Annotated in this window: 23 protein-coding genes and 1 pseudogene; 11 read left to right on the top strand and 13 right to left on the bottom strand. The window is 65.6% G+C overall.

Features of this window, described 5'->3' with window-relative positions; genetic code table 11:
• Positions 1-279 precede the first annotated feature (279 nt).
• From ACIBI6_RS07050 to ACIBI6_RS07020, 7 genes are all read right to left on the bottom strand, one after another.
• A complete protein-coding gene (locus tag ACIBI6_RS07050) occupies positions 280-1,005 on the bottom strand; it encodes a DUF4333 domain-containing protein (protein WP_364347468.1) in 726 nt (241 codons plus the stop codon).
• A gap of 150 nt (positions 1,006-1,155) precedes the next feature.
• Entirely contained in the window at positions 1,156-3,894 is a 2,739-nt protein-coding gene (locus ACIBI6_RS07045; protein ID WP_364347471.1) for an RNA helicase, read from the bottom strand.
• A gap of 2 nt (positions 3,895-3,896) precedes the next feature.
• A complete protein-coding gene (gene tatC / locus ACIBI6_RS07040; protein WP_364347474.1) occupies positions 3,897-4,850 on the bottom strand; it encodes a twin-arginine translocase subunit TatC in 954 nt (317 codons plus the stop codon).
• A 105-nt stretch (positions 4,851-4,955) separates the two neighbouring features.
• Positions 4,956-5,228, bottom strand: coding sequence for a Sec-independent protein translocase subunit TatA (tatA, locus tag ACIBI6_RS07035; RefSeq protein WP_364347477.1), 273 nt, complete (start codon positions 5,226-5,228; stop codon positions 4,956-4,958).
• Between the two features lie 197 nt (positions 5,229-5,425).
• Positions 5,426-6,469 (bottom strand): 2-dehydropantoate 2-reductase, encoded by a 1,044-nt coding sequence (locus ACIBI6_RS07030; protein ID WP_396955543.1) that lies wholly within the window; start codon positions 6,467-6,469, stop codon positions 5,426-5,428.
• 22 nt (positions 6,470-6,491) lie between these two features.
• Positions 6,492-7,469 (bottom strand): YafY family protein, encoded by a 978-nt coding sequence (locus ACIBI6_RS07025; RefSeq protein ID WP_364347480.1) that lies wholly within the window; start codon positions 7,467-7,469, stop codon positions 6,492-6,494.
• A gap of 70 nt (positions 7,470-7,539) precedes the next feature.
• Positions 7,540-8,535 carry a YafY family protein gene (locus tag ACIBI6_RS07020; protein WP_364347483.1) on the bottom strand — a complete coding sequence of 332 codons (996 nt, stop codon included), beginning with the start codon at positions 8,533-8,535 and terminating at the stop codon, positions 7,540-7,542.
• Between the two features lie 88 nt (positions 8,536-8,623).
• On the opposite strand from ACIBI6_RS07020, the gene ACIBI6_RS07015 reads away from it, so the two are divergent.
• Entirely contained in the window at positions 8,624-8,920 is a 297-nt protein-coding gene (locus ACIBI6_RS07015; RefSeq protein WP_364347486.1) for an MTH1187 family thiamine-binding protein, read from the top strand.
• Positions 8,921-9,079: 159 nt separating this feature from the next.
• Here the strand turns inward: ACIBI6_RS07015 and pafA are convergent, their stop codons facing one another.
• The 5 genes from pafA to dop form a co-directional block, all read right to left on the bottom strand.
• Positions 9,080-10,438, bottom strand: coding sequence for a Pup--protein ligase (gene pafA / locus ACIBI6_RS07010; protein WP_364347489.1), 1,359 nt, complete (start codon positions 10,436-10,438; stop codon positions 9,080-9,082).
• Between the two features lie 176 nt (positions 10,439-10,614).
• Positions 10,615-11,394, bottom strand: coding sequence for a proteasome subunit alpha (gene prcA, locus ACIBI6_RS07005; RefSeq protein WP_364347492.1), 780 nt, complete (start codon positions 11,392-11,394; stop codon positions 10,615-10,617).
• On the bottom strand, positions 11,391-12,272 hold the full coding sequence (prcB, locus tag ACIBI6_RS07000; RefSeq protein WP_364347495.1) for a proteasome subunit beta: 882 nt from the start codon (positions 12,270-12,272) through the stop codon (positions 11,391-11,393). The genes prcA and prcB overlap by 4 nt, the downstream gene beginning before the upstream one ends.
• Positions 12,269-12,463 carry a ubiquitin-like protein Pup gene (locus ACIBI6_RS06995; protein WP_014351559.1) on the bottom strand — a complete coding sequence of 65 codons (195 nt, stop codon included), beginning with the start codon at positions 12,461-12,463 and terminating at the stop codon, positions 12,269-12,271. Before ACIBI6_RS06995 ends, prcB begins: the two co-directional genes overlap by 4 nt.
• Positions 12,464-12,845: 382 nt before the next feature.
• Positions 12,846-14,345: a depupylase/deamidase Dop gene (gene dop, locus ACIBI6_RS06990; protein WP_040691614.1), complete on the bottom strand. Its 1,500-nt coding sequence runs from the start codon at positions 14,343-14,345 to the stop codon at positions 12,846-12,848.
• 138 nt (positions 14,346-14,483) lie between these two features.
• On the opposite strand from dop, the gene ACIBI6_RS06985 reads away from it, so the two are divergent.
• The 5 genes from ACIBI6_RS06985 to ACIBI6_RS06965 all read left to right on the top strand — a co-directional run bounded on the left by ACIBI6_RS06985 (position 14,484) and on the right by ACIBI6_RS06965 (position 18,765).
• Complete coding sequence (locus ACIBI6_RS06985) at positions 14,484-15,698, top strand: DUF418 domain-containing protein (RefSeq protein ID WP_364347499.1); 1,215 nt, start codon at positions 14,484-14,486, stop codon at positions 15,696-15,698.
• A 197-nt stretch (positions 15,699-15,895) separates the two neighbouring features.
• Positions 15,896-16,654, top strand: coding sequence for a hypothetical protein (locus tag ACIBI6_RS06980; RefSeq protein ID WP_364347502.1), 759 nt, complete (start codon positions 15,896-15,898; stop codon positions 16,652-16,654).
• A 10-nt stretch (positions 16,655-16,664) separates the two neighbouring features.
• Positions 16,665-17,192, top strand: a complete 528-nt coding sequence (locus tag ACIBI6_RS06975; protein WP_364347505.1) for an NUDIX domain-containing protein — start codon at positions 16,665-16,667, stop codon at positions 17,190-17,192.
• A gap of 207 nt (positions 17,193-17,399) precedes the next feature.
• The gene (locus tag ACIBI6_RS06970) at positions 17,400-17,864 is read left to right on the top strand and encodes a hypothetical protein (protein WP_396955542.1); all 465 of its coding nucleotides are present in this window, start codon (positions 17,400-17,402) and stop codon (positions 17,862-17,864) included.
• Between the two features lie 10 nt (positions 17,865-17,874).
• On the top strand, positions 17,875-18,765 hold the full coding sequence (locus ACIBI6_RS06965) for a DUF4873 domain-containing protein (RefSeq protein ID WP_364347508.1): 891 nt from the start codon (positions 17,875-17,877) through the stop codon (positions 18,763-18,765).
• Here the strand turns inward: ACIBI6_RS06965 and ACIBI6_RS06960 are convergent.
• A complete protein-coding gene (locus ACIBI6_RS06960) occupies positions 18,762-19,631 on the bottom strand; it encodes an alpha/beta hydrolase (RefSeq protein WP_364347511.1) in 870 nt (289 codons plus the stop codon). The two genes, ACIBI6_RS06965 and ACIBI6_RS06960, sit on opposite strands and share 4 nt — an antisense overlap.
• A gap of 45 nt (positions 19,632-19,676) precedes the next feature.
• On the opposite strand from ACIBI6_RS06960, the gene ACIBI6_RS06955 reads away from it, so the two are divergent.
• From ACIBI6_RS06955 to ACIBI6_RS06935, 5 genes and pseudogenes are all read left to right on the top strand, one after another.
• Positions 19,677-20,453 (top strand): helix-turn-helix domain-containing protein, encoded by a 777-nt coding sequence (locus ACIBI6_RS06955; RefSeq protein WP_364347514.1) that lies wholly within the window; start codon positions 19,677-19,679, stop codon positions 20,451-20,453.
• A gap of 110 nt (positions 20,454-20,563) precedes the next feature.
• Positions 20,564-20,860 carry a fatty-acid--CoA ligase gene (locus ACIBI6_RS06950; protein ID WP_396955541.1) on the top strand — a complete coding sequence of 99 codons (297 nt, stop codon included), beginning with the start codon at positions 20,564-20,566 and terminating at the stop codon, positions 20,858-20,860.
• 21 nt (positions 20,861-20,881) lie between these two features.
• Positions 20,882-22,054, top strand: coding sequence for a helix-turn-helix domain-containing protein (locus ACIBI6_RS06945; protein WP_364347520.1), 1,173 nt, complete (start codon positions 20,882-20,884; stop codon positions 22,052-22,054).
• Positions 22,055-22,362: 308 nt separating this feature from the next.
• Positions 22,363-23,181 carry a helix-turn-helix domain-containing protein gene (locus tag ACIBI6_RS06940; RefSeq protein ID WP_396955540.1) on the top strand — a complete coding sequence of 273 codons (819 nt, stop codon included), beginning with the start codon at positions 22,363-22,365 and terminating at the stop codon, positions 23,179-23,181.
• Positions 23,182-23,236: 55 nt separating this feature from the next.
• Positions 23,237-23,416, top strand: a pseudogene (locus tag ACIBI6_RS06935) (sterol desaturase family protein); the annotation flags it as partial.
• Positions 23,417-23,420: the final 4 nt, after the last annotated feature.

Raw genomic sequence — 23,420 nt, 5'->3', positions numbered from 1 at the left:
GACCTCGCATACCCAGTAATGGCCTCGCAGAGGTTGTGCAGTTTGTGCGAGGCACTCACTACCGCTGCGCCACCACAGCAATGTCCATTCCGAGCAGCCCGACGACCGCGCATTCCGCAAGAGCCGGGAACTAGGCACCCGGCACCGCCATGCTCGACTCAACAGTTGGGCCTACCCCGAGCAGAACCTAGGCACCGTACCCACCTCGACACGTCTACCTACGACGAGCAGCGGGGCCGCCCCACCGACACCCGCTCGCCAATCTCGACCGCAGAACCGTCAGTTCGGGCGGCCGACCTCGTAGGTCCCGTCGTCCTTGGTGATCTTGACGGTGACCTTCTTCTGCTCACCGCTCACCTTCAGGTCACAGCTGAAGGTCGCGTCGACCTTGACCTGCTGGCCGGAGGGGCAGGAGACATCGGCGACGTCCTGGATTCCGTAGGAATCCGAGAGCACCTTCTTGACGCCGTCCTGAACGGCGGCTTGGTCGAGCTCATCCTTGCTGGTCAGCACGAGCACCAGCACCACGATGGCGCCGATGACGGCAAGCGCGAGCACACCTAGGCCGATGAACAGGCCCTTGCTCTTGCCGCCGCTGCTCGGCTGCGGGGTCTGCTGCTGCCACGGCTGCTGCTGGCCCTGCTGCCAGGGCTGTTGCCCCTGCTGCGCGGACCAGTCCTGCTGGGTCGGCTGCTGCCCCCACTGCGGCTGACTCGGCTGACTGGGCTGAGGCTGGCCCCACTGCGGCTGGCTCGGCTGGCTCTGCGGGTTGGGCTGACCCCACTGCGGCTGACTGGGCTGGCTCTGCGGATTCGGCTGACCCCACTGCGGCTGCTGCGCGTTCGGATCGCCCCACTGCTGGGTCGGCTGCGACTGCGGGGTACCACCCCACTGCTGAGTCGGCCCGGCTGCACCGGGTGCCTGCTGTCCGCCCCACTGCTGGGTGGGATCGTTGCGTCCCTCCCCGGGACCAGGGGCGTCGTTCGGTCCGTACGGGCCGCTCATCTGGTTGCCTCCACTCGCATCGTTATACACACGGTAGCCCCCCGCGTGAGACTCGTCGCACGACAGGACCGATCCGGTATGAGGTGCGATCCTGTCCGACTCCTCCGCCACGGTCGGTACGCGAAAGAAATCAAATCACAATCGAATCGGCTACGCGGCGTCCACGGCTACGACACCCCGTCGGATCGCGCGGACGGCCTTGGCCGCGGTCCCCGCGACCTCGACATCGTCGGCGGTTGCGTGGATCTGATCGAGCAGATCGATCACCTGTCGGCACCACCGCACGAAATCGCCCGCCGACAGCGGCGCGTTCTGATCACCGCTGGCCAGCAACGACTCGGCCAACCCATCGCCGCGGGCCCATTTGTAAACGCCTGTCACGAAACCGAGATCCGGTTCGCGGGTGGGCGGCAGTCTGTGCCGTGCCTCATCGGAGCGCAACTCGCTCCACACGCCGACGGTCGCGCCGACCGCCCGGCGAATCGGTTCGGTCGGCCCGCTGACGCCGAGATAGCCACCCTCCTGGCGGGATTCGTACACCAGTATGGAAACCACCGCCGCCAATTCGGCCGGACCGAGCCCGCGCCACAGCCCCTGCCGCAGGCATTCGGCGACGAGCAGATCGCTTTCGGCGTAGATTCTGGCCAGCCGACGCCCGTCGACGGTCACCTCGCCCGCGTCCACGAACCCGCGCTCTTCGAGCAGACCGAGGATCCGATCGAAGGTGCGCGCCAACGAATTGGTGGTCGCGGCAACCTTTTGGCGCATCGTCTCGGTCTCGCGCAGCAGCCGGTTGTAGCGCTCGCCGACCCGGCTCATCTGTTCGCGATCGGGCCGGGTGTGCGCCGGATGCGAACGCAGACTGCGCCGCAAGGTCGACAGCTCGCGGTCCTCGCCTGCCTTCGAACGGTCACCGCGCCGCGATCGCCCCGGCGCCGAGATTCCGGTGCTACGCAATGCCGAGGCCAGATCGCGCCGTGTCCGCGCCGTGCGGTGATCGATCTTGCGTGGCAGCCGCATATGGCCCAGGGTTTTCGCGGGCACCGGGAAATCGGCGACCGACACCCGCCCCGCCCACTTGTCCTCGGTCAGTACCAGCGGACGCGGATCCCCCGGCGTGGCATCCGGCTCCAGAATCACGGCGAGCCCGGCCCGCCGCCCGGACGGAATGGCCACCACATCGCCGCGCCGCAGGGACACCAGCGCGTCGACCGCTGCCCCGCGCCGATCGGCCCGACCCTGCTGTTCGATCTGACGTTCGCGCTGCTTGATCCGCTCGCGCAGAGAGATGTATTCCAGGAAGCCGCCGTCCTCGCCGCCGAGCTGATCGCGCAGTTTGCGCAACTGCCCCTCGTTGCGCTCGATCCCGCGCACCAATCCCACTACCGACCGATCGGCCTGGAACTGCGCGAAGGACCGCTCCAGCAGCGCCCGCGACTCGTCCGCGCCCATCCGGTCGATCAGATTGATCGACATGTTGTAACCCGGCCGGAAGGAACTGCGCAGCGGATAGGTCCGGGTGGATGCCAGACCTGCGACCGCACTCGTGTCGACCTCGGGCTGCCACAGCACCACCGCATGGCCCTCGACATCGATTCCGCGGCGTCCGGCCCGGCCGGTGAGCTGCGTGTACTCCCCCGGCGTCAGTTCGGCGTGCGATTCGCCGTTGTATTTGACCAGCCGCTCGAGCACCACCGTGCGCGCGGGCATATTGATGCCCAATGCCAGTGTCTCCGTAGCGAATACGGCCCGCACCAGACCGCGCACGAACAGTTCCTCGACCGTGTGCCGGAAGGCGGGCAGCATGCCCGCGTGATGCGCGGCCAGGCCCCGGTGCAGGGCCTCGCGCCATTCCCAGTAGCCGAGCACCTCGAGATCGCCTTTGGGCAGATCCCCGGTGTGTTTCTCGATGATCGCGTCGATCTCGTCGGCCTGGTCGTCACGACTGTGTTTACCCACCCCGCCGGCTCCGCCGACTGCCGTCCCCGAGAGATCCAGTCGCGAACGCAGGCATTGGGCAAGAGCCCCATCGCATCCGGCCCGGCTGAAGATGAAGGTGATCGCGGGCAGCAGCCCTTCCTCATCGAGCTTGGCCAGCACCTCCGGTCTGGGCAGCGGCCGGAAGTTGCGATTACCACCGCGACCACGCGGTCCACCCCAGCCGTTCATCCGGTCCGCCGCCTCACGCTGGCGGATGTAGCGCACCAGATCCTCGTCGACCAGCACCTTCTGTTCGCTGGAGTTGGTATCGAACAGATCGAACATCCGGCGCCCGACCATGACGTGCTGCCACAGCGGCACCGGGCGGGTTTCGTCGACGACCACCGCGGTATCGCCGCGCACGGTCTCCATCCACGCGCCGAATTCCTCGGCATTGCTGACCGTCGCGGACAGGCTGACCAGCCGCACATCCGGCGACAGATGCAGGATGACCTCCTCCCAGACCGCACCGCGGAAGCGGTCGGCGAGGTAGTGCACCTCGTCCATCACCACATACGACAGTCCGCGCAGCGCGTCCGAGGAGGCGTAGAGCATATTGCGCAGCACCTCGGTGGTCATCACGACCACCGGCGCGTCCGGATTGATCGACTGGTCACCGGTGAGCAGTCCGACCTGGTCACGCCCGTGCCGCTCGGTCAGATCGGCGAACTTCTGGTTCGACAGCGCCTTGATCGGTGTGGTGTAGAAACACTTTCCGCCCGCCGCCAATGCCAGGTGCACCGCGAATTCGCCGACGACGGTCTTACCCGCGCCGGTAGGGGCACAGACCAGCACGCTGTGCCCGCCCTCGAGGGCTTTGCAGGCATTGCGCTGGAAGGGATCCAACCCGAAAGTCAGCTCGGCGGAGAACTTTGCCAGCTCGCCCGCCTGCGACTGGTGATACGTCACGGTCAGAGGGTATCGGAGTAGTCCGACACGGGTCGTGCTGATTTCGCCGAGGGTTCCGAGATCGAATCGGCCGGGTTGATCGGATCGGGGCCGGAGATCGTGGAGGCTTCCTCATCCGAGAGTGCCGCCAATTCCTCGGCCTCCCGACGCGCGCGCCGCTTGTCGTTGATCCGAGAGAACTGGATGGCAACCTCGAAAAGCACCGTGAGGGCCAGCGCCAATGCCAGCATGGAGAAGGGATCCTGCGGGGTCACGATCGCGGCGAAGACGAAGAGCCCGAAGACGATTCCGCGCCGCCACTTGGCGAGCTTGTCGTAGTGCAGCACCCCGACCAGATTCAATCCGACTACCAGCAGCGGGATTTCGAAGCTGACACCGAAGATGACGAGCAGCTGGATGATGAAGCTGAAGTATTGTGTACCGCTCAGGGCGGTGATCTGCGCGTTGTTGCCGATATTCAGCAGGAAGCTCAACGCGTGTGCGACAACCCAATACGCGAGTACGGCGCCGGTCACGAACAGCGCACTGCCGGAGGTGACGAATCCGACCGCGTACTTGCGTTCCTTCGCGTACAGACCGGGCGTGATGAAGGCCCAGATCTGATACAGCCACACCGGGGCGGCCAATACCACGCCCGCTGTCATGCCGACCTTCAACCGCAGCATGAACTGTTCGAAGGGCGCGGTCGCCAGCAGGCGGCAGGCACCGTCGGCGGTGAGCACGGCCCGCGACGAGGCGGGCAGTGAACAGTAGGGTCCGGTGAGCAGCGAACCAAGGCTTTCGACGCCGAAGATCGTGTGCGCGTACCAGAAGAAGCCGAACAGCGTGGTGACGACGACCGCGGCGATCGAGACCAGCAGCCGACGGCGCAGCTCCTGCAGATGCTCGACCAACGACATGGTGCCGTCGGGATTCGTCCTGCGCTTACTGCGCCGGGGATCGAACGGAATTCGCATGGTGGTGTGTTGGCCCCTGAGGTCGACGGTGCCCGCGGCGGTCGGCGGGCAACAGCACTACGCCCGGAGCGAGTTCGCTACTCACCCCGGCGGCAAAGGCTGGGCTCAGAGCGACTTCGGCTGTGCCTGGGGCTCGGCCTGCGGCTGCGCGACCGTCGGCTGGACCGCCGAGGCCTGCGGCAGTTCGGCGGCCGGTTGCTGGACCGGTGCTGCACTTGCCTGTGCGCTGCTCTCGTTCTGCATCTGGCTGACTTCGCTCTTGAAGATGCGCAGCGAGCGGCCCAGGCTGCGGGCGGCATCGGGCATACGCTTCGCGCCGAAGAACATCACGAAGACCGCGGCGATGATCAGCCAGTGCCAGATGCTCAGACTGCCCATAATGAAACCTCCAAAGAATGTGGTAGCTCCGATGCTACCGGACTATGACATGCGAGAACGCCCGCGTCGGTGTGCTCCCCCACCTCTTCGATCCTTTTGCCGGACGTGGGTGCGTCGATGGTTTCGTAGCAGGCCAGCGGTCGAGTGGTGTGCCTATTTCTGGGGGTGCCCAACGAGTTATCCGTGGGGTCACGAAATCAGCCGTCCTTTGTGCCGGCCGCCGATCGCAATTGCTCCAGCAGTTGCGGCCCGGTCCAGTCGCGCCGGCCACCCTGTTCGGCGGCCACGATCAGTTCGATGAGTCGCTGATTGACCGGTGTCGGCAGTCCCACCATCACGCCGAGGCTCACGATCTCCCCGCACAACCAGGAGATTTCGGTCTTGCGACCGAGTTCGAGGTCATCGGCCATGGACGAGCGCGCCTGCGGATCGATGGCCAGCACCGTTGCGGCGACCCGGCGGAAGATTCCGTCCGGAACGGTCAGCAGCCGCGCCATCCATTTCGGCGGCAGCGGCGTCAGCCGGGCGGGGCGAATTCGCGCTCGGCTCATCGCGGCGAGCGCCTCGCGCTGAGTGAGGGCCAGGCAGCGCCGGAAGTCGCGGTCGGACAGTTCCTCGCGCAGCGGCCGACCGGACAGCGCATTGATCGGGTTGTTGAGGTTGAGCAGCAGCTTCGCCCATTGCACCGGCAGCAGGTCCGGATACCGCCGCAGTGCCAGACCGGCCCGCGCGAATACCTCGGTGAACTGTGCCAGCGCCGGATCGTCCTGCACCGCCAGTCCGCCCTCGGTACCGCGGTGGAACCGGCCGTCGGGATGATGCACGACGTTGAACATCACCATTCCTGCCAGCACCACGCAGGTCGGCAGGGTTTCGCGGATCACCGCATCGTTGCCGACCCCGTTCTGCAGGCTCAGCACCACGGTGCCGGGACGGATCTTGCCGTCGAGATCGCGCACGGCCGCCGCGGTCGCCGCCGACTTCACGGTGACCAGCACCAGATCGGCGGACCCGACATCCTCCGGCGTGGTCGACACCCGCACCGCATCCCTCGCCACCGCGACGTCACCGCCGTCGAGGTCGGTGAGCCGCAGCCCGGACGCACTGATCTCGTCCAGCACCCGCTGCCGACCGACGAATGTGATATCGGCGCCGGCCGCCGCCAGCTTTCCGCCGACAAAGGAACCAATGCTTCCGGCGCCCAGGACCAACACCCGAGGGGGTGCCATCACATCACTCACGCCGGTCCAGCCTCCGTGCGATTCATCTGGTCTCCAGGAAACCGGCCGCTTCGTAGGCGGCAAGTGCGGCGTTCGAGCGTTCGCGCACCGCGGTGATCAATTCGGGTGGGCCGAGCACCGTGACGCCGGAACCGAAGCCGAGCAGCAGCCGCGCCATCCAGTCCATGGTGGCGAAGCGCATGGTCGTCTCGATGCTGCCGTCCGGGTGCACCGCCATCCGATGCATCGGGTATTGATCGAGCACCCAACCGTAGTCGCCGCGAATACGCAAGCGCGCCAACGGAACCGCGGGATCGTCTTGGAACAGGTCGAGCGCGGCGGCCTCCTCGGTCGCGTGGCTCGGCGGTCGGGCGGGCTCGTCGAGTTCGGTGGCCGCCTCGATCCGATCGAAGCGGAACAGGCGCACACCTTCGGCCTCGCGGCACCAGGCCTGCAGGTAACTGTTGTTGTCCACCAGGACAATACGAATCGGATCGACGACACGCTCGGATACGACATCGCGACTCGCCGAATAGTAGACCAGCCGCAGCGCACGCTGGCGGGCCAGCGCGGAACGCACCGTCGAAACCGCCGGTGCCTCGGTCGGCAGATGCTCGCGGGCATCGTAGGCGGTCTTACCACCCACGATGGCCGATTCCAGTTTGGCGATTGCCGCATGCGCCGCGGTCGGATCGACCATGCCCGGCATATCCACGATCGAGCGCAGCGCCACCAGCAATGCGGTCGCCTCGGTGGAGGTCAGCCGCAGCGGCCGGTCGATGCCCGCCGAGAAGGTGACCTCGATGCTCTCCTCGGAGAACGACAGGTCGATCAGATCGCCCGGCCCGTAACCGGGCAGGCCGCACATCCACAGCTGGTTGAGGTCGCTCATCAGCTGCTTGGTGGTCACGCCGAGATCGGCGGCGGCCTCGGCGGCACTGATCCCCGGATTCGCAATGAAGTACGGAATCATGTTGAGCAGCCGTGAGAGCCGAACCGAAAGTCGACTGCGCTCGTTCATGACCGCACCTCGCTGGCTCTCGGTTCGGTCATGAACGAGCGATGTTCGAGTGTGTTTGTCGTTCGCTCGCTCATGCGGTGACCTCCGTATGGTCGAAGACCGAACGCAATCGCGCCACCACATCCGCGCGCAGTTCCTCGGGTGCGAGCACCACGGCATCGGGACCGAGTCCGGTGATCAAGCGCGCCAACCAATCTCGGGATCGGATGGGCAACTCGACGACCACCCCACGGCGTTCGCCGATGGTGCGCTCTTCCAGCACGGGTCCGAGTCGGCGGATCTCACGGCCGTGGCCTTCGGCCACCCACACCGTCGCGGTGCCGGTCACCGGTGCGCTGCCGGTGACGGTGCCGACGATCTCACGCAGATCCACGCCCTCGGGTTTGCCGACCGAATTGGGCGGGCCGTAGGCGGTCACATCGTCGCCGATCCGCGATAGCCGGAAGCTGCGGACCGCGTTCCGATTCCGGTCGTGTCCGACCAGATACCAGCGGCCATTGTGGGTGACGACACCCCAGGGCTCTACATCACGCATGACATACGGCTCGTTGATCGCACCCCGATGTTCGAACCGTACCGCCTGACCCGCATCGATCGCGGCCAGCAGCTTGCCGAGCACCGCATCCGAGCCCCGGGTGCGCGCCGGAACCGCGGGCACCGAGGCCACCGCGGCATCGGTCTCGACGTGGATTCCGGCCGCACGCAACTTCAGCAGCGCGCCATCGGCTGCTGCCGCCAGCTCCGGCGACTCCCACATCTGCACCGCGACCGCGACCGCCGCCGCTTCCTCACTGGTCAGATCGATGTCGGGTAGTTCGTAGGCGTCGCGGTTGATCCGATAGCCCTCCACCGTCGAAAACCGGCTGACCTGCCCGACCTCCAAGGGAATCCCCAGGTCACGCAGCTCGTTCTTATCGCGCTCGAACATTCGACTGAACGCTTCGTCGCTGGCCGAATCCTCGTACCCCGCGACGCTGTCCCGAATCCGCTCCGCGGTCAGGAATTGCCGGGTCGACAACAGCGCGATGACCAGATTCATCAGCCGCTCGACCTTGGATATCGCCACTCGACACAGGGTAATCGGCCCACCGGCGCGCCCGCGCGTCGGCGCGCGATTCACCGTATTCCGGTTGGTGCACCGCCATCATGGAGTCATGATCATCGCGTTCTCCGTGACACCGCTGGGTGCGGGCGTCGACGTCGGCCGAGCTGTCGCCGAAGCCGTCCGAATCGTGCGAGCCAGCGGTCTGTCCAACCGCACCGACGCCATGTTCACCACGATCGAGGGCGAATGGGACGAGGTGATGGCCGTGGTCAAGGACGCCACGGACGCGATACTCGCCGTCGCACCCCGTTGCAGCCTGGTCCTGAAAGCCGACATCCGCCCGGGCGTGACCGACGCGATGTCCGCCAAGGTCGAGACCATCGAGCGATACCTCGCCGAGAACTAGCCGCAAGCCCACGCTCACCAACGTCCTCGCACACCCGTCGCACTCCTCGCAGAAGTCACAACATGTGCGAGGCGCTGGGTAGATCTGCGAGGACGCAGACGCGGCCGATCCACCGACTGCGGCACGCTGCCCCTCGGACAGACTTGGCGGCGGAAGCGGCTACATCGAGGCGATCAGCCGATCCACTCGCTCGTCCACCGAGCGGAACGGGTCCTTGCACAAGACCGTGCGCTGGGCTTGATCATTGAGCTTGAGGTGCACCCAGTCGACGGTGAAGTCGCGGCCCGCTTCCTGCGCGGCTGTGATGAAATCGCCGCGCAGTTTGGCGCGCGTGGTCTGCGGCGGGGTGTCCACGGCGGCGTCGACGGCCTCGTCCTCGGTGACACGCTTGGCCAGACCCTTGCGCTGCAGCAGGTCGAAGACACCGCGACCGCGCTTGATGTCGTGATAGGCCAGATCGAGTTGGGCGATCTTGGGATCGGACAGCTCCATGCCGTAGCGGTCCTGGTAGCGCTGGAAGAGCTTGCGCTTGATCACCCAGTCGACCTCGGTGTCGACCTTGGCGAAGTCCTGCGCCTCGACCGCGTCCAGGGTGCGGCCCCACAGATCGACGACCTGGTCGATATTGGGGTCGCGGTCGCGGTTGCGCAGGTGCTCGACAGCGCGGGCGTAGTACTCACGCTGGATCTCGAGCGCGCTGGCTTGGCGTCCACCGGCGAGCCGGACCGGACGACGGCCGGTCAGGTCGTGGCTGACCTCACGAATGGCGCGGATCGGGTTGTCCAGGGCGAAATCGCGGAACGAGACGCCCGCCTCGATCATCTCCAACACCAGCGCCGCCGTGCCGACCTTGAGCATGGTGGTGGTCTCGGACATATTCGAGTCGCCGACGATCACGTGCAGACGCCGGTACTTCTCGGCATCGGCGTGCGGCTCGTCGCGGGTATTGATGATCGGGCGCGAGCGGGTGGTCGCCGAGGAGACGCCCTCCCAGATGTGCTCGGCACGCTGGGACAGGCAGAACGTGGCCGCCTTCGGCGTCTGCAGCACCTTGCCCGCACCGCAGATCAGCTGACGGGTGACCAGGAACGGCAGCAGCACATCCGAGATCCGGGAGAACTCACCGGCCCGCACCACGAGGAAGTTCTCGTGGCAGCCGTAGGAGTTGCCTGCGGAGTCGGTGTTGTTCTTGAACAAGTAGATGTCGCCGCCGATGCCTTCCTCCGCGAGGCGCTGCTCGGCGTCGATCAGCAACTCCTCCAGCACGCGCTCACCAGCCCGGTCATGAGTGACCAGCTGCGCCAAGTTGTCGCACTCTGCGGTGGCGTACTCCGGATGCGACCCGACATCGAGGTAGAGCCGAGCACCGTTGCGGAGGAACACGTTAGAGCTACGGCCCCAGGAAACTACCCGGCGGAACAAATACCGGGCCACCTCGTCGGGGCTGAGCCGACGGTGTCCGTGGAAGGTGCACGTCACACCGAATTCGGTCTCGATCCCCATGATTCGTCGCTGCACACTATCGACATTACAGCCATGTCATGTACTCGCGTGGGGCTGCGGACAACCCTGGTGCATACGTCTTCACAACGATTTCGCACGTGAGCGAAATGTTCGGCGGAAAACCACCGCACGAAACGAAGGCCCTCCCGATGAATCGGGAGGGCCTTCGCAGCCGAATGATCGTGGTGGAACTACTCCGATTCGGGAGCGTCCTTCGACTCCGACTCGGTGTCCGCCGCCTCGGCCTTGCTCGCCGACTCACCGCCGGTCAACAACTGGTCCAAGGCCGCGCCCGCGACCCGGCGGAACGCCCGCCGGGGCCGCGCCTGTTCCAGCGTGGCGACCTCGAGCGATCCCACCCCTAGCACCCGCTTGTCTTTGTCCGCGGCATCGGGCACCCCGGACTTCAAGGCCTTCACCGCGACTGCCACCGCACCGGACAAGTCGAGTCCAGGCTGGTAGGAGGCTTTCAGCGCGGTCATGATCGGCTCGGTCGTGCCGCCCATCACCACGTATTCGCGCTCATCCACTATCGAGCCGTCGAAGGTGATCCGATACAGCACCGATTCCGGGGACTGTTCCGGGTAGCCGACCTCGGCCACACAGATCTCCACCTCATAGGGCTTGAGTTGATCGGTGAAGATCGTGCCGAGGGTCTGCGCGTAGGCATTGGCCAGGCCACGGCCGGTGACATCGCGCCGGTCGTACTGGTAGCCCTTCAGATCGGCCTGCAGGATGCCGCCGCGGCGCAGTGCCTCGAATTCGTTGTACTTGCCGACGGCCGCGAACCCGACTCGGTCGTACAGCTCGCTCACCTTGTGCAACGTCGCGGACGGATTCTCCGCGACGAACAGCACACCCTTGTCGTAGGTCAGCACGATCACACTGCGACCGCGACCGATGCCCTTGCGCGCGAGCTCGGTCTTGTCGCGCATGATCTGTTCGGCCGACGCGTAATACGGCAGTGTCATGCTGAGGCACTCCCCTCTTCCGCGGCCTCGCGATCGGCGACGATCGCCCGCGTGATCTCCTCCAACCGTGATTCGGTCACCTCGTCGGCGCCATCGTTGTCGATGACGATCGCCGTCGGGTAGATGCCGCGCACCAGATCCGGTCCGCCGGTTGCGGTGTCGTCGTCGGCCGCGTCGAAGAGCGATTCGACGGCGATCCGCAATGCGCGGTCCTCATCGATACCCTTGGCGTACAGCTTTTTCAACGACGATTTCGCGAACATCGAACCCGAACCGACCGCGGTATAACCGAACCGCTCCTCACTTCGCCCGCCGACCACGTCGTAGGACACGATCCGACCGGCCTTGTCCACATCGGTGGCGTGCTGGTCGTAGCCGACCAGCACCGGAACCACCGCCAAACCCTGCAGTGCGGCAGGGAGGTTGTCGCGCACCATCTTCGACAGCTTGTTCGCCTTGCCGTCGAAGGTCAACGAGACACCCTCGATCTTCTCGTAGTACTCCAACTCGACGGCGAACAATCGCACCATCTCGATGGCCATGCCCGCGGTGCCCGCGATACCGGCCGCCGAATAGGTGTCGGTGATGTACACCTTCTCGATATCCCTGCTGGCCAACAGGTTTCCCTGGGTGGCCCGCCGGTCACCGGCGATCAGCACACCACCGCGAAACGAGACCGCCACGATGGTGGTTCCGTGCGGAGCCAGCTGTTTCGCGGCGGTGCCACCGGAGGCTGTGCCACCCGAGATCGGGGTGGCACCTTCGATCGCGCCGAATCGGTTGCCAGGCAACAGTTCCGGTGCGTGCATGCGCAGGTGCTCGGTGAATGACGAGAGGGCGTGCCCCGGGTGGAGACGCAAGGGGTCACCTGCTGTCACTGGCCGCCCTTCTGCACATACGCGCGAACGAAGTCTTCCGCGTTCTCCTCGAGCACATCATCGATCTCGTCGAGCAGGTCGTCGGTATCCTCCGCCAGTTTTTCGCGGCGCTCCTGACCGGCGGCGTCAACGCCCTCCGGGCCCTCGTCCTCGTCGCCGCCCCCGGCGCGTTTGGTCTGCTCTTGTGCCATGGCAGCCGACCTCCTCTGTCCTCATCATGACCAGGGCTCCATTCTGAGCACGACCCTGATCATGAGCAATGTCCGTGCCCGTACATCAACACTACCCAGCCATTCTGACAACGTGCTCGGTTATCGGCCGCGCGGGCACGGCGTGTTCGCGACTGTGTTCGATTTGCAGCGCCTTCGGCGCTGCGTGTTCACGGCTCCCTGCTGTCGCGCGGCCGACCCTCTCGAGCGACCGGCAAGCAGTCGCCAGGGAGTGCCGTCGAGACTCCCGACTACGTCGCACGCGCTTCGACGACTCGGCCGCGAACTCCTCGCTAGTAAGACTCGCTCCGTCGTTGCTGCGATCGCGATAGCCGTTGCTACCTGGGCTTATTCGCGCGATTTGCTAAGTGGTCAGCTGTTCGACCAACTCAGCGGCGGTGTTCACGCCGTCGAGCAGCTTGCCCACGTGGGCCCTGGTGCCGCGGCGCGGCTCCAGGGTCGGGATGCGCACGAGTGAATCGCCGCCCAGGTCGAAGATCACAGAATCCCAGCTGGCCGCCGCGATATCGGCGCCGAATCGACGCAGACATTCGCCTCGGAAGTAGGCACGGGTGTCGGTCGGCGGCTTGGTCATCGCGTCGAGCACCTGCTGCTCGTTGATCAGGCGTTTCATCGAACCGCGGGCGACCAGGCGGTTGTAGAGGCCCTTGTCCAGGCGGACGTCGGAGTACTGCAGGTCCATCAGGTGCAGTTTGGGCGCGGCCCAGCTCAGCCCCTCGCGCTTGCGCATCCCCTCGAGTAGGCGCAGCTTGGCGGGCCAGTCCAGCAGGTTGGCGCATTCCATCGGATCGCGCTCCAGCAGATCCAGCACGTTGGCCCAGTTCTCCAGGATGTCCTTGACGCGCTCGTCGTCGTTGCCGCTGCGGGCCACGAATTTCTCCACCCGGTCCAGGTAGATGCGCTGCAGCGCCAGGCCGGTGAGTTCGCGGCCGTCGGTGAGGGCCACCGTGGCGCGCAGGGTCGGATCGTGGCTGATCTGGTGAACGGCGGTGACCGGGCGGGCCAGCTGCAGATCCGACAGATCCTCACCCGCCTCGATCAGGTCCAGCACCAGCGCGGTGGTGCCGACCTTGAGGTAGGTGGACATCTCGGCGAGGTTGGCATCGCCGATGATGACGTGCAGGCGGCGGTATTTGTCCGCATCGGCGTGCGGTTCGTCGCGAGTGTTGATGATGCCGCGCTTGAGCGTGGTTTCCAGGCCGACCTCGACCTCGATGTAGTCGGCGCGCTGGGACAGCTGGAATCCGGCGTGATCACCCGACTGTCCGATGCCGACCCGGCCGGAACCGCAGATCACCTGGCGCGAGACGAAAAACGGGGTGAGCCCGACGATGATCTGGTTGAACGGGGTGTCACGGCTCATCAGGTAGTTCTCGTGGGTGCCGTAGGAGGCGCCCTTGCCGTCGACATTGTTCTTGTACAGCTGCAGCCGCGGCGCACCGGGAACGCTGGACGCGTGCCGTGCGGCCGCCTCCATGACCCGTTCGCCCGCTTTGTCCCAGATAACCGCATCCAGCGGATCGGTGACCTCGGGCGCGGAGTACTCCGGATGGGCGTGGTCGACGTAGAGCCGGGCACCGTTTGTGAGGATCATATTGGCCGCGCCGACCTCGTCGGCGTCGATGACGGGGGCAGGGCCGTTCATCCGGCTCAGGTCGAAGCCGCGGGCGTCGCGCAGCGGCGATTCCACCTCGTAGTCCCAGCGCGTGCGCTTCGCGCGCGGCACCCCCTCCGCTGCGGCGTAGGCGAGAACCGCTTGCGTGGAGGTGAGAATCGGGTTGGCCGACGGCTCGGTGGGTGTGGAGATGCCGTATTCGACCTCGATACCGATGATGCGCTGCATACCGTCGAGCCTAGGCGACGCGTGGCCGCCGTCGGTCGCGACCGGCGGCATCGGCGATCTCGGGTGACATCGATGTCATACCGACGGTGGTACTTCCGGAGGATACGAGCAGGCCATAGCGGCCGGGATATTCGGAGCATGACCGATTCGATCGCCGAAATCGCGGGGCGGCACCGCAAGTCGGATGAGCCCAGCACCGTCACCTGGTCGAAGACTCCGACGCGGTTGGTTGCCCTGGACGTCTTGCGCGGCATCGCGATCCTCGGCACGCTCGGCACCAATATCTGGATTCTCACCCATCCCGAGGGCCTGGTCGGCTACATCGACGAGTTCGGCACCCCGGCGACCGGCTGGATGTGGTCGCAGCGAGTGCTGCAGCAACTCGCGCAGGGCAAGTTCCTCGGGTTGCTCACCATTGCGTTCGGCATCGGCCTGGCGATCCAGCAGGGCTCGGCCGTGCGCGGCGGTCGACGGTGGCCGGGTAGCTATCCATGGCGGGCCGGGCTGTTGTTCCTCGACGGTGTGCTGAATTTTCTGTTCGTCGCGGAATTCGATGTGCTGATGGGCTATGCAGTCACCGGATTAGTCGTCGCCTTCATTCTCGCGACAAGTGAACGCGCGCAACGTCGTTGGCTGACGATAGCGGCCGGGTTCCATATCGCTATGCTGACGCTCATCGGTATCGCGATGGCCGTTGCGAGCCAACAGGGTTCGACGCCGCGCCAGCCGCTGGATCCGAATCCCTATGCGAATGGATCATTCTGGGATCTGGTGCTGTTCCGGCTCGAGAATGCGGGCATGTTCCGCTTCGAGCCGATTTTCGTTTTCCCGATGTCGATCGCGCTGTTCCTCGCGGGTGCGCGGTTGTTCCGGGCCGGGGTGTTCCGGCCGGAAGGGGCGCGGATCCGCCGGCGGCTCATGATCATCGGATTCGCTGTCGCCGCGCCGATCGATCTTGCGGTCGGTGTGCTCGGGGGTGGTGATCTGGTTTTGTTGACCAGGTACGGCACGGCCCCGTTCGTCGCCTTCGGCCTGCTCGCGCTGGTCGCGGAGTTCTACCTGCGTCGTCCGCGGGTCGGCTTCGTCGGCAAGCGGCTCACCGAGGTCGGTCGGATGGCGCTGAGCTGCTACATCCTGCAGAATCTGGTCGCTTCGGTGCTGTGCTACGGGTGGGGTTTCGGACTTGCCGCGCGCGTCTGCCCGGACGCTCGGGTGCCGTTCACGGTTGGTATCTACCTGCTGGTCGCGCTGGTCATCGTGACCATCGCGCACCTGTGGTTGCGCCGGTTCGAGCGCGGTCCGGTCGAGTGGGTGTGGAATCTCAGCTACCGCGCACTGTCCCGCGAACGCTGAGTCACCGCTGCGCTGGCGTACATCGCCGCAGTTCAACACCCGAAACAGGGCCGAACGCGACCCAGCATCGGCCAAGTGCTGACAAGGAGAACACGAGTAGGGCACTACTCGTGTTCTCTTCGCGTCGATGGCTGATGCTGACGCCACGTCACCGAACTGCGTCGACGTATCGATTTCAGATGCACAGGAGGTGCGTAGTGTCGGAACCAGCCCGAGCAATGAGTAAGGACCACGCGTTCGCCGAACTCGAACGTCTCGCGAACGATGACCTGATCCGCTTCGACGGGCCCGCGTCACCGGCCCTGGTCGGATTCGCCGGTTTCGACCCACAGACCGGCCAGCCGCTACCGGGCAGTCTCGCCGGGGTGGTCATCCGCCACGGCAACACTCCGGTGGCCCCGCAACACCTCGATCCACGAAATGCACTGGCATTGGTGCGATTCTGTCGATTCCTTTCCGCGAATTTCGGTGTCACCGAGCTGCACACTCTCGGAATCGACGGCCGCGGAACGCATTCCGACGACTGCCACGGCCAGGGCCGCGCCGTGGATTTCGCCGGTGTCACCATGCCGGTCGGCGATGTAACCCGCCGGATCACCGTGGCAGCGCATTGGGGCACCGTCGAGACCGCGGTGACGCCCGGTGGAACGTGGCCGCGCGGCACCGGACCCCGGGTGCGTTATCGACTCGACGAACCCGATGCGAGCCCGCTCGGTGACCCGGACGGTGATCTGTTCGTCGCCGACTTCTTCCGCAGCGTCTACGACTTCGCGGCGGGCGAATGGCAGGACTGCTCGGATAGTCCCGATCCCGCCACCGCCATCTCCGGTATCGGCGATCCGAGTTTCATCCTGCATCCCGACCATCCGGACGACCACCCGCTTCCGGCTACGACCGGACGCGCGGCGCATATCGATCACATCCACTTCCAGATCGGCAAGTCCGGGACCGAGTAGCGTCGTCGGTGTGACGCTCGCCGACCGATATCCCTTGTTGCACACGCCAACCCGCTGGGAATGGGGCGGTTTGGACGTACGCTTCTCCACCGAACTGCCGTCCGACGAGCTGGTCACCAATATCCATGTCGTCTGCTTCGTCGGCGCCGATATCGTGCTGTGCCGCGACGATCGCGATATCTGGATCGTGCCGGGCGGTACCAGGGAGGCGGGCGAAACGATCGACGCCTGCGTGCGCCGCGAACTCATGGAGGAGGCCGGTGCCCGCCCGGTCGGGCCGGTGCGGCCCTTCGGCGCCCATCACACCACCACCGATCGGCCCGCACCGCGCTATCCATGGCAACCGCACCCACACAAGGCGTGGCTTTGGTGCACGGCGGATGTGCTGCTCGAATCCGCTCCGACCAATCCCGAGGACGGGGAGAATATTCTCGAGGTCCGCGCCTTCGCCCCCGAGGCGGCAATGCACCTTTCGCGCACCGATGGCGACCACATGGTCGAATTGCTCGCGCTCGCAATCGAATTCCATCGAGGCTGATCAGCCGAGTAGCGCATGGAGCCCGGTGAGCAGTCGCGATCGTCGTCTCGGCCATGCTGTGGATCGTCGTGCCATTCGTTACCCGCGGCTGCGCGGGGTGGTTGACGCGATGACGGATTCTATTGGGACCGTGCACTCGACTTCGATGACGAAACGGACCGCTGGCATGTACGGACCTCGGACGGGCGGCATTTCCAGCCGCGCGCGGTGGTGATGGCGCCGGGGCCGCTACACGAACCGAGCGTGCCGGCCTTCCCTGGCCGGGATATGTTCCGGGGACGTACTTTTCACTCGGCGCAGTGGGATCACGACTTCGAGGTAACCGGCAAACGGATCGCGGTCATCGGAACCGGTGCAAGTGCTGTGCAATTCGTACCGCAGATTGCCGAGCAGGCCGAGCAGGTGACGGTATTCCAGCGGACACCGCACTGGATCGTGCCGAAGCCGGATCGACCGCTGTCGCCGGCGGCGCATCGAGTATCCCGATATCTCCCAGGCGCGCAACGGCTCTACCGCTGGGCGATCTATTGGGGTTACGAGTCGTCGACTCCGGCGTTCATGAATCCGGAACTCATGCGTCGCCGCGGCGGTGGTGGCGCGGGCGCATCTGCGTCGTCAGGTTCCCGACCCCCAATTGCGTCGCAGCCTCACTCCCGACCGGCTCGGGTGTAAGCGAATTCTGGTGTCCAACAACTACTATCCTGCGCTGCAGCGGGAGAATGTCGCGCTGGTGACCTCACCGATCGCCTCGATCACCGAGACCGGGATCATCACCGCCGATGGCATCGAGCAGGAATTCGACGCCATCGTGTACGGCACCGAGTTCAAGATTTCCGACCGGTTTGCCGATCAGCACATCGTCGGCGCGAACGGGCTCACTCTCCAAAAGGCCTGGCGCAATGGGATGGAAGGGTTCCTCGGTGTCGCCGTGCACGGCTTCCCGAATCTATTCCTCATCATGGGCCCGAATTCCGGCGTTGGAAATCAGTCGATCGTCTTCATGATCGAGGCACAGGCTCGCTACATCCGCCAATGCCTGGAGCTGCTGCGAAAGACCGCCAACAGCCGGATCGAAGTCCGCGCCGCGACCCAACACGAGTTCAACCGGCGCCTGCAGTCGAAACTGGCTGGTACCGTGTGGAATTCGGACGTCTGCCCGAGTTCGTACCTGGACGAGCACGGGATGAATCGGGCCGCCTGGCCGGGTTCCAGCGCCTCCTACCGGCGCACCATGCGCCGACCCGATCCCGGTCACTACGACCTGACCGTGCCAGCGAATCGTCAACCGGCACACGAGTATTCAGGGCCGGCACTACTCGACGCCCCCGGGGTGGAGGTTCCAGTCGAGGTCACCCTCAGCGGCCATCCGGATCCGATTGACGGCCGCTACCACTGGTACGGACGCGTCGCCCCGAGCGACGGTCACGATTTACCCGATCCCGGACGTGCCGAAGTGCTCCTCACGCTGCCCGGCGGCGAGCCGACCGCGGGTCGCCTCCAGGAGCGCGACCCCTGGGGCAACCTCCGTATCGTCGGGATCGGCACCCCGCCCTATCCATTGGCCGCTGCCTAAGTGGCAGGGCGCAGGAGCCATGCGCGCAACGCCTCGGTGACCTCGTCGGGGCGTTCTTCCATAATGAAGTGGTTGCCGCCGTCGATGCGGACCAGCGTGGCGTTGGGGATTGCTTCGGCCAGTTCCTGGGCGGTGCGCAACGGGATGGCAGGATCACAGTCACCCCAGATGACGGTCGTCGGGCAGTTGATGGAACTCAGTCCAGCAGCCAGTTCCGGGCGGATCCGGACGCGATAACCTGCCCAGAAGTGGGCGTTCCAGCGGCGACCCGCCGCGGTGTCCAGGACCGCGAGGTATCGGCGCAGCTGTTCGATGTCGATTGATCCATTGCGCACGTACGGTGCGAGACCGACCCGATGCACCCATTGAATCGCTCGTGCAGTGAGCAGCGGGCGCAGCGGTGCGATCCGTGCCAGCACGGTCAGCAAGCCGAACAATACATAGTACGGCGGTGTGAAAATACCCTGGGCCCGCGAATTCAGAATCGCGAAGCGGCGCACTCGTTCCGGATGACGCAGCAGAAACCCCAATCCGAGGAACCCGCCGTAGTCGTGACATGCCAGATCGACTCGCTCCAGGCCGAGCGCATCCAACATGCGGCCGATCCGCTCGACCTCACTGTCGTAGTCACAACTCAGCGCCGTATCCCGATCGGAAGCACCCCACCCGAGCCAGTCCGGTGCGATAATCCGCCGCGATAACGCGAGCGGACCGATCTGGTGCCGCCACGCGGCATGGCTTTCCGGCCAGCCGTGCAGTAGCACCAGCGGAACACCTTGCCCGACATCGACATAACGCAACCGCGCGCCGTCGACCGTCACCTCCCGCAGCTCGTACGTCGATTCCGCCTGCCCATCCAGCTTCATCCCTGATCTCCCGTCTGTCCCGCGATTTTCTGTATCGTCGCGGATATGGCGCGGTCGGCACTTCCAGAAACGTGCGCTCCCGAAACGGCGGTCACCTCGGCCCGGCTCTGGCTGCGGCTCGGACACGCGATCTACATCGGCCCCGGGATGGCCCTCGGGGCGCACTCCACCGCAATCGCCGGTCTCGGGCTCGGACTCGACGGCCCGTTCCGGGTCCGGGTCGCCGACGCTCCGGATATCACGGCCCGCAGCTTCCTGTTCCGCGCCCGCGTCACGCACCACATCCTGGACACCGATGCGCCCAAGCTCTTCTGCTTCTTCGATCCGACCTCGGAAAATATGGCCCGTTGCCTCGGCGGCATGCGCCGCAAGGTCAACGGCTACAGCTCCGACCACCGCAACGAGGCCGAACTGATCGAGCTGTGCGCCGACCCGGCACCGGATATCGACCGTCTGCTCGAGCTCGCCAGCATCCCGGTCCCGACCATCCGCGATCCCCGCATCGCCGCCGTCGCCGCGGCCATCCGCGCTGACCCCACCCAGCAGCAGCGCGCCGCCGAAAAGGCAAGTGCCGCAGGACTATCCACCTCCTACTTCCTGCGTACCTTCGCCGAACAAACTGGCACCAGCTTCCGACGTTACGTGCAATGGGCGCGGATGCTGCGCGTCGGCAGGGCATATGCCGCGGGCCACGACCTCACTCGTGCCGCCGTCGACGCGGGCTTCGCCTCCCCTTCCCATTTCAGCGATACGTTCCGCGCAATGTTCGGTCTCACCCCTACCGCCTTCTTGACCATCAACGGCGCGCTCCACATCGACTGATCTATAAGTCGAAATAGAGATCGAATTCGGCCGAAAGCTATTTGTCCCCCAAGGCCGCAGTCTTGGTTTCATCGACAGTCCCGGCGGGCCACCCCGCCCGGACACGCGGTGTGCGGCTTTCCAAGCGAATGCTCGATCCCGACCGGGGGCCGGCTTTCGCCCAGCGCAACGGACTCGCCGCAACCACCGTCTCCGAATTCGCGAAGAATCCGGAGGTCTTGTCCGCAATCGAGCAAGGTGTGACCGCCGCCAATGGCAAACTCTCCCGGGTGGAGCAGATCAAGAAGTACATCGTGCTACCCGAGGTGTCGGAGCCCGGAAGCGATGTCCTGACGGCGACCGGCAAACTGAAACGCACCCCGATCGCCGCCCGCTACACCGACACGATCGAGCGCTTGTACTCGTAAGTCCGGGACGGGAGAGGTTCAATGACGCCAACGCGGACCCGGGTCGTCGGAGATCTGCATCGAAGAGCCGCATCGCTGGTCGATGGGTTCTACCGGAACCTGCCACCGTATCCGCGGATACCGCAGCCACTGGTGGAGACCGATTTCGCACGCGGCACGAAACTCAATGTCGACCTGTTCTTCGAATATCTGCGGCGCGGCACCGAACCCTCCGAAGAGGACACCAGCGAGCTCGTCGAACTGGCCATGGACCGGGTCCGCGACGGCACGCCACTGCCGCAGGTGCTGGAGCGATATCGGCTCGGCTCGGCCTTCATCTGGGAGCGACTGCGCGAATCGGCCACTCCCGCCGAGCAGGAACTGCTGCTCGACGCCTCGCTGACGCTGCTGAAGTACATCACGCTGGTCATGACCCGCATCGCGGGCGCTGCCACCCAGCGCTCGCACGATCCGCGCTGGGAACTGCTCGAACGCCGTCGTGGCATCGCCGATGCCCTGCTCACCGGACGCGATCCGGTGGAGTGGGCCAATGATCCGGTCATTCCGGTCGCGGACGCCTTCCTCGTCGCGGTATTCCGCCTGTGCGGCACCCGCGGTGGGCACGCATCGGCGCTGCGGCACCGGGTCGAGGCGATTCCGGGCGTCTTCCAGCGGCTGGACGCGGGCGGGTGGACCGTATTGATCCCACTGCAACCCGGCGACGACGGTACGGCCGCGATCAGCGGTCTCATCGCGCGACTACCGGCACATCAGCGCGATCAGGCACCGCCCTACTGGGTCGGCGTCGGCGCGGCGGCGAGCAAGACGCAGATCCCGACGATCTTCGCCGAGGCGCGCGTGTTGGCCGAACTGGGGCGGTGCCTGAACCGTCGCGAAGTCCTCTGCTGTAGAACGGATTTGCAGTTCGAGTACACGGTGGCGGTCAGCGATGCGGCACGGCCCGGGCTGGCGTCGGTGCTCGCGCCCCTCGATACACAGCCGATGCTGGCACAAACCTTCGAGATGTTCGCCGACAGCGGATTCAACCAGCTGGCGACGGCACGGCAACTCAACGTGCATCGCAATACGGTCACCTATCGCCTGTCCCGCGTACACGAACTCACCGGCCTCGACCCGCATCGCCCCGCCGACGCCATGACCCTGTCCGCGGCCCGACTTGCCCGCCGCCTCGAATCCGCTGCCTTCGCCCCCTGACCGGGCTCCGGTGAGGAACTGCGCGCCACACCCGGATTCCGTGCCGCCGCCGACCTCACCCCCTGGCCATCGTTCGTCTGCGGCGCGATCGACCACGGCTTCACCTTGCTCTACAGCATCGATCACGCGTTCAGCGACGGACTCTCGCTCGTCACCACCATCTTCGAATTGCATTCGCTCTCCGCGCGACCCTTTGATCTCCGAGTTCCTCGATCGCGTCGCCGTTACCCTGACAGCGGCCGCTCGGCCGGGATAGTCTCCGTGAGGGATCCGATTCGGGATTCGCAGCCACCCGGGAGCATCCGATGATGAAGGCTCTGGTTACCGACGGGGCATCCACCTCGCCCCGATCCGTCCACTATGTCTCCGGGTCGCCCGGCGAATTACGTTGGGAGGGTACAGCATTGCTGCGCGCGGGCGTACTCGCCTTCGGCGGCACTATCGGCCCCACCGCATTGCACGCCCATCACGCCGTCCAGGTGGTCGCCGCATGTACGCCGGTGGTTGTGGTGGACGCGTGCGGGATTCGGCATCGCGGCACGCATGTGATCGTGCCCGCCGACGCACCACATCGCATTGCCACCGGCGCAGAGCACGGCACCGCGATCTATCTCGATCCGGAGTCCGTCGCAGGCGCGGCCGCCGACCGCAGAGCCCATACCTACGGGTGGGCCGACTGCGAACATTCGCTGCCCATCAATCCGGAGCGGGAACCACTCGCCGAACTGGTCGCCGAGGTCGTCGACGATCTCGAACGCGACAATTCGCACAGCATCGAGGACGAGCGCCACGACGCGGTCACCGAGGTGCTGCAATTGCTGCCGTCCATCGTCGGCGACGGACCGATCCGCGGCGCGGATGTAGCGCGCCGGGTCGGCATTTCCGCGACCCGACTGACCCATCTGTTCACCGAACAGGTCGGAATTCCCTTGCGGCCCTATATTCTCTGGCTCCGACTACATGTTGCGATCACCCGCGTCCGCTCCGGCGACGATCTCACCGCCGCCGCCCACGCCGCGGGTTTCGCAGATAGCTCCCACCTGACCCGCACCTGCCGCCGCACCTTCGGACTGCCGCCGTCGGCCCTGAGCCGCCGCGTCGATTGGGATCTCGGCGACGCCCGATAGGTCCAGCCGAATCGTTCAAGTCACTCCGGGCACGGCCGACCAGGCTTGCCCATATGACACCAATTTCGGCCTGTTCACCCTGATCTGGAATCACCTGTTCCGCACCTACTCCTATGATCCGGCGCGGCGCTTCGAATCCGAGGATCTCGGTATGGCGGCCAAACCCGACTACCCGACCGGCTATGTCGACCAGCTCATCTACCCGTTCACATCGGACGGCGGCTGTGGCCTGGACCGAC

It is taken from the genome of Nocardia sp. NPDC050412 (genome assembly GCF_044458825.1).
GTDB lineage: Bacteria > Actinomycetota > Actinomycetes > Mycobacteriales > Mycobacteriaceae > Nocardia.
The sequence above is the reverse complement of the archived record's forward strand: the minus strand, read 5'-3'. Positions and strand labels throughout refer to the sequence as shown.